An 11,954-nucleotide genomic window follows, 5' to 3' on the forward strand; every position below is an offset into this window, starting at 1 on the left:
GTTTTCTTCAAGCCTACACAAGCAGAGTTTGACTCTTTAATTAATGTTCATGGCGAGGAATCGGGACTCTATGAAGTTGACTCAGATTTTACCCATTATTCAAGTGAGGTAGCAAAAAGACTTGAAGGGTCTAAAACTAAAGTATCATTTGCAACTCAGCGAATTATCAAAATCGTTGCATTTGACCAGACAGCTTCACATTTGGACAGACTCGATAATGGATCTAATGAATATGGAATGGTTATCAATTCATCGAAGCATGAACCGAGAGTAGAGTTCGGGGTATGGACTGATGTAGATATATTAGCGATTGTGGCAGAATAAAAATAAATAAAACGCCAGGTAACAACAGAATAAAGCAAGCTCCCACAGCGCATTCAGCCATTGACAATGCTATTGTCTACCTTTGCGTGGGCAAAGTAAAGGCCGGTGAATGGTCGCCTGCTTTATTCAATGGACGTCAGTCTGTGCGGAAAGACGCTTAGTTAAAGCTGTTGAATTCTCTTCACTTTACCAACAGGGTTTTGTAAATTAAAAGCATGCACCACCTGACAGGCCAAGACCGGAGTCAGACTTTTTCAACGAGTCTGGAGGCATCCATTGGAGCAGATAATCCAGTTAGGGTTATTGATGCTTTTGTAGATGCCCTGCCACTTTTGGAGATGGGATTCAATGGTGTTCTTCCCAAGGCAACGGGCAGGCCTTCCTTTGACCCAGCTCACCTTTTAAAGCTGTATCTCTATGGCTATGCCAACCGCATTAGATCCTCCAGAATGCTGGAGCAGGAGTGTAGACGCAACCTGGAAATACGCTGGCTGCTGGGCGGCCTCAGCCCTGCCTATCACACCATAGCGGATTTCAGAAAAGCGCATCCTAAGCAACTCAAGCAGGTCTTTCGGGCCTTTGTGGCTTTCTTGAAAAAAGCCCGGCTGCTCAAGGGCAGGTATGTGGCCATAGACTCCACCAAGCTGCGGGCACAGAACTCCAGAAAGAACAACTTCAACCAAAAGAAGATCGACCGCCAGCTGGGCTACATTCAGCAAAAGACAGATGCCTATCTGGAGCTGCTGGAAGAAGAAGACCAAAAGGAAGCAGCCGGTCTCAGCTCTAGCTCCAGAGCTGAGATCGAAAAAGGGCTGGAGCAGCTACAAAAACGAAAGCGTTGGTATGAACAGCTCGAAGAGCAGGTAGACCTAAGCTGTGACGGACAGGTGTCTACCTCTGATGGGGATAGCCGGGGCCTGCTGCTGCACCATAATGTAGTAGAGGTAGGCTACAACTGCCAGACAGCGGTGGATAGCCAGCACAGCCTGTTGCTTGACTTTGAGGCCACTTCCTGCAACGATGCCAAAGCGCTGTTCTCTATCTCTCTGTCTGCCAAACAGGTGCTGGAAAAGAAACGCATTACAGTTTTAGCGGACAAAGCATACCATAATGGGGAGCAGCTGGGCCAGTGCCGCCAGGCGGGCATCATTACCCTGGTGGCCTATAGGGAACTGCGCCACGACCCCATCCCCACAGAAGCCTACTACCTGGAGAAATTCCGCTACAATGCCCGAAAAGACCACTACACCTGCCCCCAGGGCCAGATCCTCACCACCAATGGCTCCTGCTATGAGGTGAACAAGCCCGCTAGCTACCGAAAGAATGCCACCCCCAACCTGGCCAAGCACTATAAGACCAAAGCCTGCCTAAGCTGTCCTGTGAAAGCCCTGTGTACTGCCAGCAAAGCCGGCAGGCTCATTGTGCGCTCCGAGCATGCCTCAGCCATTGAGGCCAACAACCGCAGAGTCGACCTTAGAAAAGAAGCCTACCGTCAAAGGCAAGCCATTGTAGAGCATCCTTTCGGAACAATCAAAAGAGCCTGGGGCTACACCTTTACCCTGATGAAAGGGCTGGAAAAGGTAAACGGGGAGCTGGCCCTGATCTTTACCTGCTACAACCTTAGGAGAGCTATGTCCATTTTAGGGGTAAAAGAACTACTTAGATTGCTCAGCCTACTGAAAACCAATGAAAAGTGGCTAAAGGCTGCTTTGTGCTCACTTACAGGAATTTACCTAAGACTTTGTAAGCAACTTTTCATTTTTGAGATGAAAAATAGGCAACTTCTAAAGGCAGGCTGAGAAGGACTGAAAATGGGCCCAGGCGAATGCTAAGGCCTGTTTTTTAGCGAGAAAAGAGTTTTGCACAGCCTGACGTTGGTCTTAATTCCCCATTTCGACGGGATCAAATAATTTCGGAAGACAACGTTGACGATTGGCCAGGGGAAGGGTGATGAAAAAGTGCCTTTAAAGCCAAATTTCGCACATTTTAATAACGTTGTTCAGAATAATTTCGGAAGACAACGTTGACGATTGGCCAGGGGAAGGGTGATGAAAAAGTGCCTTTAAAGCCAAATTTCGCACATTTTAATAACGTTGTTCAGAATGCAAAATCGTACCATACATCTACCGCCAGTTTGGAAACGGATTCGTATATTTAGATTGGACGAACAAATAAGGAGTATGAATATTCAAGCTTTAAAGTACGAGATCATTGAATGGATCACCAGAACCAATGATAACTCCCTTCTTAAGACCTTAAAATCAATAAAGGACTCTAATGCTGCAACTACTGACTGGTTTGATAATTTAAGCCAGGAGGAGAAAGAATCTCTGAACCGAGGCATATCGGAACATGATAAAGGTGATGTACTGACAAGTAAGGAGTTCTGGACAGGATATGGAGACAAAGTATGAGGTAATCTGGTCAAAGGAGTCGAAGCGGCAGTTTAACCAGATCGTTAACTATCTCAGGGCGGAATGGACTGAAAAGGAAGTGATTAAGTTTGTGGACAAGCTAAAAGAATTTGAGAAAGTAGTTTGCTTGTTTCCGGAGCTATATGCTGATTCAAATAAAAAGCCTGAATTCAGAAGAGCGGTCATTACAAAGCACAATTCTGTAATATACAAGATTGATGAAGGGAAGGGATTAATAAGAGTCTATACCATCTTTGACAATAGACAGAGCCCGAACAAATTAAAATAACACTAAGACCAACAACAGTAGCTGTTGCACAACCTCCGGAAAAATAGCCAGCTCCTGCTCTAGCTAACACCACTCGCCGGTAATTCTCTCTTTTGACCGGATTTTCACCAAAAGAAGTCAAAATAACTAGCTGCCACCACTGGTTTTACGCTTAAAGCGCAACAGTAGACTACCCCCTGCCAGCAAGCCGTGGTACGCTTTTTTTCCCCACAGGAGAGGAAAGACCAGTCACTACAGCTCACTGGCCTTAGACCCGCAGTAAGGGATGAAGATGCCTTGCTTGGGCTTCCATTCACAAATCCCTGCGGTTCCGCTTAAATGGCCAAGACACAAAGGTAGTACAGGAGGGTGCCCCAACCAAAAAACAGTCGGAAGCTGGGCGCATCCGACTGTTTTTGCTCATAGCAGCATGTACAGGAATCCAGGTATTTTCTGCCTGCAGGGCGTTACCCTTTCAGCCTTTCCCGCTCCAGAATGGCGCGGATGCGCACCAGGCTGTCGTCGATATGGTAGCGGGAGAGTTCATCGCTATAGCGGCCTCGGGCGGAGCGCAGCTGGCTTTCCAGGCGGCTTAGCTCACCCCGCACGATGGATTTGATATCGGACTGGCTCACCGTTACGGCCGTGCTGTAGCCCCTCACCGAGCGGGCGGCGGCCTGCTGGGCCTCCGCATCGTTGAGCAGATAGTCCATGCGGTCCAGGTAGGCCTTTTGCAGGTTGCGGCGGTAGATGTCGATCTTCTGCCCCTTGCTTACTTCACTCCAGATGCCCTGCTGCAGCTGCTTTACCATGCCCAGGGCTGTATAATCCACCCCCTTCACCTCATTTTCCATTAGGCGAGCCAACCTGTCGAAGGAGAGCAGGTTATTGAGGTGGCGCACCTGCAGGCTGCGCATGTTTTCCAGGTGGCTGGCATGGTGAATGTTGCGCACAATCTGGGCCTGGTTGAGCCAGTCGGGCGAGGAAAACACATTGCTTAGCAGCCACTCCAGCGACTGGCGCTGCAGCTTTGCCTCCACAGGGGTATAAATGTAGCCCTCCTGCTGCGGACGCAGGCGGTTCTCATGCACCCCGCCCACATTGGTAAGCACATGGCCGATGTAGCGGCTCCAGACCCCCATCAATTCTCCGTACAGTTCTTCAAGATCGTCGTACTCATTGGTCTGGGCGGCCGTCCAAGCCATGAGCTGCGGGGCCACTTTTTTCAGATTGGTAAGGCCGTAGGTGCTGGCTTTGAGCGCATCATCGCCGATGCCCTCGGTCTGGCTGGCGGGGTCATAGCCGCCGGCGCCGCTGCCAAACTGGTAGCGGGGATCGCCGGCCCGTTCTTCGATCCAGCGGGAGAGCACGGGCACTTCTTCCTGCGGCGTGCGGGCCTCGGGGATGAGCCGGTAGCCCCAGTTGATGGAATAATGATCATAGGGGCCCATCTGGCGCACAAAGCGCACCCCTTTATCGCCCTCCTGGGCTACATAATTGTAGCGGGCATAGTCCATAATGCTGGCGGCAATGCCCCATTGCTGGGTAAAGGCGCCTGAGCGAAGCGAATCGGTGGCATAGGCATGGCTTGCCTTCATGTTGTGCGGCAGGCCCAGGGCATGGCCTACCTCATGGCTGATCACCTCCAGCATCATCTCGCCAATTTCTTCATCGGGCGTAGCCAGGCTGCGGGCCGAGGGGTTGGCAGCACCGGTCTCCAGCAGGTAGCGGTTGCGGTAGGAGCGCAGGTGGTTGTGGTACCAGACGATGTCGCTTTCGATGATCTCGCCGGAGCGGGGGTCCGATACGCTGGGGCCCATGGCGTTACGGGTGGTGCTGGCCACATAGCGGATCACCGAGTAGCGCACGTCTTCGGGGCTGAAATCCGGATCTTCCTCGGGTGTAGGGGGGTCTTTGGCCAGAATGGCGTTTTTAAAGCCGGCTGTTTCAAATACCTTTTGCCACTGCTCAACCCCGGCCTTGATGTAGGGCCGCAGCTTTGCCGGGGTGGCCGGGTCCAGGTAGTACACAATGGGCTTTTTGGGCTCTACCAGCTCTCCCCTCTTGTAGGCCTCCAGGTCTTTGGGCTCCAGGCGCCAGCGGCGTATGTAGGTCTTCTCGTCCGACTTCAGTGCTTCGGACCCATAGTCGATCTGGCGTACGGTAAAATAGCCTACCCGGTAATCGTTGAGGCGAGGCTTCATGGGCACCTTGGGCAGCAGCACCATGGACTGGTTCATGACCAGGCTGATGGTGCCCGTTTCGGAATTGGAAGGGGGCTCGGCCGCCTCGTAGGTAAACTCCTGCTTCACCTCTATGTTGAGCGGAAAGCTGCGGATGCTGCGCACAAAGCTACGGTCGGGGTCCAGCTTGCTCACTTTATAGTCGCGCCGCATGCGGGCATCCAGGCCGCTGATGGCTTTGATATCGCTCTGGAAGAATTTGCTCACCTCAATCACATAGCCGGCCGAATCGCGGGAAAAAGCCGCAATATCAAAGGCATAGAGCGTAGGCTGGTAGTTATTGGCCTGCACCGAGAGGTAAATAGGCAGGCTGTCGGCGGCATAGGCGTTGTAGGATTTGGTCTTTAGCAGCAGCTTGTTCTCGAAGCGCTCCCAGACCACTACCTGCTCGTTGGTAGCGGTGCCGGCATTTACATAGCCCCCGCCCAGGCCGGAGGGCAGGTTGGCAATGCGGCTTATCCAGAGAAAATCGCGCTGCAGGAGCGAATCCGGAATTTCGTAGTAGTACTTGTCGGCCACTTTATGCACCACAAACAGGCCCGAATCGGATACTGCCTCCCGGCTGATAACCTGGCTGTAGGGCTTGGGCGTCCCGTTGGCTTTGGCCCGGCCCCCTTCTGTCTGGGACTGGGGCACCTGGCCGGCGGTAGTAGGGGGTTGGGTACAGGAGGTGTGGCCCAGGGCCAGCACAGCAAATAGGCATAGTCCTTTGTAAAAAGGTGTCATGACGCGTAAAAGGAATTAGGGCTACAGAGTAACGGCTGGCTGCCTTGCGGCCAGCTCATTGCCTAAAGTAGCCCAAATCTGTGCGCTCTCCAAACCGCAGCCTGCCAAATGCCTCAGGAAAAAGAAGCTTTGGGCATGGCAGGTCTTTTCAGTACCCTGCCTCACACCCCTGCCCAGGCAACCCACCGGCTTATTCGTAGTCGTAAAAATTCACCTGTCCGGTCTCTACCTCGTACATGCCGCCCACAATGCGGATCTGCCCGTTACGCTCCATTTCGGCCAGAATGCTGCTCTCCTGCCGAATGCGCTTCATGGTCAGGTGCACATTATTTTCGGCAACGGCCTGCACATAATCGGGATTGTTGCCGGTGCGCTGTTCCTGTGGCAGGGAGGCATCAACCTCCAGGGCAGGCTTCACCTTGCTGAGCAAGCCGGTAAGCTTACCCATCTCCACATGGTTGCAGGCCCCGATAATGGCGCCGCAGCGCGTATGGCCCAGCACCAGCACCAGTTTGGAGCCGGCTACCTTGCAGGCAAACTCCATGCTGCCCAGAATATCGTCGTTGAGAATGTTGCCCGCAATGCGGATAGAGAAGATATCGCCCAGGCCCTGGTCAAAGATCAGCTCGGCCGAGGTGCGGCTGTCAATGCAGCTCAGGATAGCGGCAAAGGGAAACTGGCCGGTAGAGGTTTCATTGACCTGCTGCAACAGGTTGCGGTTGGCCTTGAGGTTGTTTACAAAGCGCTCGTTGCCTTCTTTGAGGATCTCCAGGGCCCTGTCGGGGCTAAGGTTGGCCTGGGCTTCTTTGGTGAGTGTTCTCATGGGTAGTGAGGATTTAAGGTTACATCAGGTAGAACTTTTCCGGCGCCAGCGGCCTGGGCACATGGGGCTCCTGCAGCACCTGGCGGATGTTGATCTCAATGGTACGGGCTATGGCCGTTACCGACGTATCCGTTGGCTTATTGCGGAAGGGATCCTGCATGTGCCGGGCTGTTTTTTCAATCAGAAAAAAGGTAGAAGCGATCAGGGGCAGGATCAGGATCTCTAAGATGCCCACCGTTTCTACCAGCGCCAGCGATAAAATTACCAGAAAAAGGTAAATGAAAAAATGGATAAAGATCCGGTAGGTAACCGGAAAAACGGTATTGTTGATGCGCTCGGCCTTGCCCATGGCATCGCACAGGCGGGTTAGGGTACCATCGAGCTGTATTTGCTGAAAGGAATTCAGGGCCTTGTCCCGGTAGAGCGCCTTCAGGTCCCGGGCATGCAGCATCAGCAGGGCATAGGGTGTATTGCTCTGGCCGCCGGCAAAGGCCAGATCATCGGGGCTAAGCAGCGCCTCCTGCTCAGCCGTAAGCGGCGGCTGGCCCCGAAGGGACTGCCCCAGGCTATAGCACCACACAATCTGGCGGTTGGCCATCTGCTGCAGGCGGGCGGCCTGCTCCTGCACTGGCTCGGTAAACTGCTGCAGCTGCAGAATCAGCGTACGGGAATCATTTACAATAGCCCCCCATACTTTGCGCGCCTCCCACCAGCGATCGTAGGACTGGTTAATGTTAAAGGCCAGAATCAGGGAGATGGCCGTACCCAGTACCGTAGGCAGCTGAAAGGGAATATGGGGAAGATACTCCCCGGCAAAATTCTTCAGCAGGTGAAAGACCACCGAAAACAACAGCACCCGAAGCAGATCCAGCTTTATTTTATTGAACAGGTATCGGAACGGGATCCTTTTATTTACAAGCATACAAAACCAATAGGGCCGGATGCGGCCATTTATACAGCAAGCAAAGGCCCGAGCCGGGGTATAGGCAGTGCAGTAGCGGTAGGTGCAGGCCTCTGGGGTAAGTTCCCATAGAGGTAACTGCCCCAGGCCCGTATGGTTCAGCAAATGGGGGATTGGCGCTGGCCATGGCCTGGTGGCTGCTGATGGAAGGCCCTGACAGGAGCAATCAGCTACCTGAAGCAGCAGGTTTATTGCAGGCTGAGGGCGCCTTTATTTTCGAGGTGTTTTCGGAGCAGATAATCGGCCAGCCGCCCGGCCTCCTGGTCCATAGGCGCCTGCAGCACCAAACCCTGATCCCAGCCCTTATATGCAGCATGGGCCTGCCCTGCAGCTATCAGCCCACCCTGTTGCCCTGATGCGAACGATACGAAAGCTGGCTGCAGCAGCCGGAGTGTGGGCTGATGGGGCGGGTGAGCTCCTGAAAGCTGCAAACAGGCTGTAGCCAGGGCATAGAGCCGCTCCAGGGGTAGCTCCTGTTCATGCAGCACGCCCAGATCATCGAGAATGTGGCGGCACACCGTTTCCAGCATGCGCGTACTAGCCGGTGCGGCCCCCGCCCTGGAGGCCGCAGGACCGGATGGTTGTGGGCCGGTATGCCGATTGTGCGGGGTCATGCTAGTACAATAGGGTTCAATGGGGTTTCAGCTGCCTGCCAGGTGGTGGTCAGCTTTTCGGGGTATACGCATACGGAAGCACCTAAGTTAGGGAATAGGGAATCAAGGCCAGAACTTAGGTGAAGACCTCCCCCTGCTGCGCCTCCTGGTATAATTCCTGCAGGGCCAGGCAGAGGGCCTGCTGCTGCTCTTCGCTAAGCCGGCTGATGGCTCCTTCTATGGCCTGCTCACTGGGATTTTCGCCGCCAGCGCCCAGTTCTTTGAGCAAAAGATTGTAGCGGGAGGTAAGGCTGGTAGCCGGCAGGTTGTGAAGGTCCAGCTCGTTTAACGACAGCGCCGCAAACACCAGCCGGTCTTTGAGCGGCCCTCCCCCACCAAGACAATAACACGCTCTTGAGAGCTGTAGTTGAAGATGTATATAAGGCATGATCAAATCTAGTTTAGGAGTACCCCTATTAATCGGAATAGCCCCACCCAAGGTTACCCAAGCTAACTACCTGCTACTGAAGGATATACACAGGCTTTCCGTAAACGTTTGCGCCCCTTGCCAGGGCCAAAAAAAACGCCTGGACCAGTGATTCCTGCTAAAGAAAAAGGGGTGCAGAGAGCTCAGAATGGCCTTTTTTTTGTGAAAAAAATTTTTGCAGGCCACCCCTTTTGGCAGACCGCCCCCCCCTTTGCCCCTGCCAGTGGCGCCCTATTCCCTCCTGCGGGAATTACAGACGCTGCTGGTCTCTGCCGGAAATGCCAGGGGTGCAGCGGGCTATTTTTCTTGTACATTCCGCTGCTTTAGCGTCCTTATAATTTAGAATCTTTCTAAATACTGTTTAACTTGCAGGAGAAGAAAAAACCGAACCGATCTGAAGGGAACGCACGCTTATGACAACGCTCGATCAGTTACGCCCCGGCGATACACGCACCATTACCAATCTGAGATCTTCGGATCTGACCATAAAATTATTGGAGATGGGGCTGCTGCCCGGAAAGGCTGTTCAGTTCAACTTTAAAGCGCCGCTGGGCTGTCCGATCTCGGTACAGATCTCGGGCTACAGCCTGTCACTGCGCATCGATGAGGCCCGTTTAATTGAGGTAGCATGAGCCCAAAAACTGCTGTGGCGCCTGCCCCTGTAGCCAGCATCCCTTCGGCCACCTACTCCATAGCCCTGGCGGGCAATCCCAATTCCGGAAAAACCACCCTCTTTAACCTGCTAACCGGCCTTAACCAGAAGGTTGGCAATTACCCAGGCGTTACGGTAGACCGCAAAAGCGGCCGCTTGCTTCTGGAGGGAGAGGCCTCGGCCCGGCTGCTGGACCTGCCCGGCACCTACAGCATCTACCCCCGCTCCAACGATGAGCAGGTGGTGCTGGATGTGCTGCTGAACCGCAGCTCGGCCGACTATCCCGATGTGGTGGTGGCCGTAGCCGACATGAGCAACCTGGAGCGCAGCCTGCTGCTGGTAAGCCAGATCCTGGATCTGGGCCTGCCCCTGGTGCTGGTGCTGAACATGGCCGATATGGCCAAAAAGCGCGGCATTACAGTAGATACAGAGCAGCTCAGCCGGCAGCTGGGCGGCATTCCCGTAGTGGTGATGAATGCCCGCAACGGACAGGGCCTGCAGGAGCTGAAGCAGGTACTGAGCCGGGAGCTGCAGCCTGCCGCTACCCCCTTTTATCAGGTGCTGCCGCTGGCTCCTGAGGCCATAGCCGAAGCCCGGCAGTACTTTGGCTGCAAAACCTATTATGAGGCCTACCTGCTGCTGCAGCATGCCGAAAACCTGCACACCATGTCCCCCCTGGAGCGGGACCAGCTGGAGGCCCTGGGCAAGCTGAGCAAACTGGACCGCCCTGCCCTGCAGATCACCGAAACCAAAGCCCGCTATGCCCGCATTCAGGAAGTGCTAAGCACCGTAGTGCAGCTGCCCGATACCAGCAGCCGCCAGTCGGTAAGCGCCCGCATTGATGCGGTGGTGACGCACAAGATTGGGGGCTACCTGCTGTTTTTTGGGGTGCTTTTTCTGATGTTCCAGGCCATTTTTGCCTGGGCCACCGTACCCATGGACCTGATCGACAGCCTGTTTGCCCGCCTGGGCAGCCTGCTGGAGGGCCTGCTGCCCGAGGGGGTGCTCAGCCGCCTGCTCATAGAGGGGGTGCTGCCGGGCATTGGGGGCATTGTGATCTTTGTACCGCAGATTGCCCTGCTGTTTATGCTGATAGCCCTGCTGGAAGAGAGCGGCTATATGGCCCGGGTGGTGTTTCTGATGGATAAGCTGATGCGCAAGGTGGGCCTTAATGGCCGCAGCGTGGTACCCCTTATTTCAGGCCTGGCCTGCGCCGTACCCGCCATTATGGCTACCCGCGGCATCGATCACTGGAAGGACCGCCTGATCACCATCTTTGTGACCCCTTTCATGAGCTGCTCGGCCCGCCTGCCGGTCTATACCATTCTGATAGCCCTGGTAGTGCCCGATGAGCGGATCTGGGGGTTTATCAACCTGCAGGGCATTGCCCTGATGGGCATGTACCTGCTGGGCTTTGTGGCGGCCATAGGCTCTGCCCTGCTCATGAAATTTATTATCCGGGCCAAAAAAGGGGGGTTCCTCATCATGGAACTGCCCGCTTACCGCTGGCCCCGCTGGGGCAATGTGCTCTACATGGTGCTGGAAAAATCAAAGGTGTTTGTATTTGAGGCTGGCAAGATCATCCTGGCCGTCTCCATTATTCTATGGGTGCTGGCTTCTTACGGCCCCGGCGACCGCATGGCCAGGGCTGAAGAAGCCTACCGCACTGCCCATGCCGATACTCCGGAGCTGGAAGACGAACTGGCCTCCCTGCGCCTGGAGCATTCCTATGCCGGCCTGCTGGGCAAAACCATAGAGCCGGCCATTGCCCCCCTGGGCTACGACTGGAAGATCGGCATTGCCCTCTTCACCTCCTTTGCGGCCCGGGAGGTGTTTGTAGGCACCATGGCCACCCTGTACAGTGTGGGCAGCGCAGCCGATGATGAAAGCACCATCAAAAGCCGCCTGCAGGCCGAGACCAATCCGGACACCGGCGGGCCCCGCTTTACGCTGGCGGTGGCCTTTTCGCTGCTTGTCTTCTACGCCTTTGCCATGCAGTGCACCAGCACGGTGGCCGTTGTATACCGGGAGACCGGTGGCTGGAAATGGCCGCTCATCCAGACGGCCTACATGACCGGCCTGGCCTATGTTTCTGCCTTGCTAGTATACCAGCTTTTATCCTAACGCCATGGTTCAGGAAATCCTCGTTTGCATCCTGTTTTTGCTGGCCCTCACCTACATTGGCAGGCTGCTTTACACCAGCTTCCGCCCGGCCAGGGGAGGCTGCGCCCGCGGCTGCAGTAGCTGTGCGCTGGATATCGGCAAGCTGGAGAAGGAGCTGGAAAACCGGCAGGCTGGCGTAAAATAAGCTGCACGCCCCTTCTGCTTCAGCGCTGGTCAATGTCATTAAGTTAAGCAAAGGTAGGTTCAGAGAACACACCGTATTTAAATCACAGGTTCGGGGCGGCCCACGTTGGGAACCTGCGATAGCAGGTTAATTTGTCGATCTAACTGTCGCAGATT

Annotated in this window: 12 protein-coding genes; 7 read left to right on the forward strand and 5 right to left on the reverse strand. The window is 54.5% G+C overall.

The genetic code is table 11. From position 1 onward, the window contains the following. The 4 genes from ADICEAN_RS22540 to ADICEAN_RS23825 form a co-directional block, all read left to right on the forward strand. Positions 1–324, forward strand: a 324-nt coding sequence (locus tag ADICEAN_RS22540; protein WP_040396196.1) for a hypothetical protein, incomplete at its 5' end; no start/stop codon positions are given. Between the two features lie 215 nt (positions 325–539). After that, positions 540–2,123: an IS1182 family transposase gene (locus ADICEAN_RS04240; protein WP_009194292.1), complete on the forward strand. Its 1,584-nt coding sequence runs from the start codon at positions 540–542 to the stop codon at positions 2,121–2,123. 381 nt (positions 2,124–2,504) lie between these two features. Next, positions 2,505–2,738 (forward strand): hypothetical protein, encoded by a 234-nt coding sequence (locus ADICEAN_RS04245; RefSeq protein WP_009194293.1) that lies wholly within the window; start codon positions 2,505–2,507, stop codon positions 2,736–2,738. After that, complete coding sequence (locus ADICEAN_RS23825; RefSeq protein WP_009194294.1) at positions 2,722–3,027, forward strand: type II toxin-antitoxin system RelE/ParE family toxin; 306 nt, start codon at positions 2,722–2,724, stop codon at positions 3,025–3,027. Before ADICEAN_RS04245 ends, ADICEAN_RS23825 begins: the two co-directional genes overlap by 17 nt. Positions 3,028–3,473: 446 nt before the next feature. Here ADICEAN_RS23825 and ADICEAN_RS04255 read toward each other — a convergent pair whose 3' ends face one another. From ADICEAN_RS04255 to ADICEAN_RS04275, 5 genes are all read right to left on the reverse strand, one after another. Beyond that, a complete protein-coding gene (locus ADICEAN_RS04255) occupies positions 3,474–5,975 on the reverse strand; it encodes a zinc-dependent metalloprotease (protein ID WP_009194295.1) in 2,502 nt (833 codons plus the stop codon). 190 nt (positions 5,976–6,165) lie between these two features. Then, positions 6,166–6,798 carry a carbonic anhydrase family protein gene (locus ADICEAN_RS04260; RefSeq protein WP_009194296.1) on the reverse strand — a complete coding sequence of 211 codons (633 nt, stop codon included), beginning with the start codon at positions 6,796–6,798 and terminating at the stop codon, positions 6,166–6,168. A 19-nt stretch (positions 6,799–6,817) separates the two neighbouring features. Beyond that, complete coding sequence (locus ADICEAN_RS04265) at positions 6,818–7,720, reverse strand: bestrophin family protein (protein ID WP_009194297.1); 903 nt, start codon at positions 7,718–7,720, stop codon at positions 6,818–6,820. 227 nt (positions 7,721–7,947) lie between these two features. Then, a complete protein-coding gene (locus tag ADICEAN_RS04270; protein WP_152426312.1) occupies positions 7,948–8,373 on the reverse strand; it encodes a hypothetical protein in 426 nt (141 codons plus the stop codon). Positions 8,374–8,488: 115 nt separating this feature from the next. Beyond that, complete coding sequence (locus tag ADICEAN_RS04275) at positions 8,489–8,800, reverse strand: hypothetical protein (protein WP_009194299.1); 312 nt, start codon at positions 8,798–8,800, stop codon at positions 8,489–8,491. A gap of 452 nt (positions 8,801–9,252) precedes the next feature. On the opposite strand from ADICEAN_RS04275, the gene ADICEAN_RS04285 reads away from it, so the two are divergent. Genes ADICEAN_RS04285 through ADICEAN_RS22930 form a run of 3 tightly spaced genes read left to right on the forward strand, consistent with a single transcriptional unit; the run spans position 9,253 to position 11,799 of the window. Continuing rightward, complete coding sequence (locus tag ADICEAN_RS04285) at positions 9,253–9,471, forward strand: FeoA family protein (protein ID WP_009194300.1); 219 nt, start codon at positions 9,253–9,255, stop codon at positions 9,469–9,471. Then, positions 9,468–11,615: a ferrous iron transport protein B gene (feoB, locus tag ADICEAN_RS04290; protein ID WP_009194301.1), complete on the forward strand. Its 2,148-nt coding sequence runs from the start codon at positions 9,468–9,470 to the stop codon at positions 11,613–11,615. Before ADICEAN_RS04285 ends, feoB begins: the two co-directional genes overlap by 4 nt. A 4-nt stretch (positions 11,616–11,619) precedes the next feature. Beyond that, positions 11,620–11,799 (forward strand): hypothetical protein, encoded by a 180-nt coding sequence (locus ADICEAN_RS22930; protein ID WP_009194302.1) that lies wholly within the window; start codon positions 11,620–11,622, stop codon positions 11,797–11,799. The last annotated feature ends 155 nt before the right edge of the window (positions 11,800–11,954 follow it).

The organism is Cesiribacter andamanensis AMV16, assembly GCF_000348925.1.
GTDB lineage: Bacteria > Bacteroidota > Bacteroidia > Cytophagales > Cyclobacteriaceae > Cesiribacter > Cesiribacter andamanensis.

Bases quoted from the DNA above. Each gene is read 5' to 3' on its own strand.
- ADICEAN_RS22930 (WP_009194302.1), top strand. From the start codon at position 11,620: ATGGTTCAGGAAATCCTCGTTTGCATCCTGTTTTTGCTGGCCCTCACC.
- ADICEAN_RS04275 (WP_009194299.1), bottom strand. From the start codon at position 8,800: ATGCCTTATATACATCTTCAACTACAGCTCTCAAGAGCGTGTTATTGT.
- ADICEAN_RS04255 (WP_009194295.1), bottom strand. From the start codon at position 5,975: ATGACACCTTTTTACAAAGGACTATGCCTATTTGCTGTGCTGGCCCTG.
- ADICEAN_RS23825 (WP_009194294.1), top strand. From the start codon at position 2,722: ATGGAGACAAAGTATGAGGTAATCTGGTCAAAGGAGTCGAAGCGGCAG.
- ADICEAN_RS04240 (WP_009194292.1), top strand. From the start codon at position 540: ATGCACCACCTGACAGGCCAAGACCGGAGTCAGACTTTTTCAACGAGT.
- ADICEAN_RS04270 (WP_152426312.1), bottom strand. From the start codon at position 8,373: ATGACCCCGCACAATCGGCATACCGGCCCACAACCATCCGGTCCTGCG.
- ADICEAN_RS04245 (WP_009194293.1), top strand. From the start codon at position 2,505: ATGAATATTCAAGCTTTAAAGTACGAGATCATTGAATGGATCACCAGA.
- feoB (WP_009194301.1), top strand. From the start codon at position 9,468: ATGAGCCCAAAAACTGCTGTGGCGCCTGCCCCTGTAGCCAGCATCCCT.
- ADICEAN_RS04265 (WP_009194297.1), bottom strand. From the start codon at position 7,720: ATGCTTGTAAATAAAAGGATCCCGTTCCGATACCTGTTCAATAAAATA.
- ADICEAN_RS04285 (WP_009194300.1), top strand. From the start codon at position 9,253: ATGACAACGCTCGATCAGTTACGCCCCGGCGATACACGCACCATTACC.
- ADICEAN_RS04260 (WP_009194296.1), bottom strand. From the start codon at position 6,798: ATGAGAACACTCACCAAAGAAGCCCAGGCCAACCTTAGCCCCGACAGG.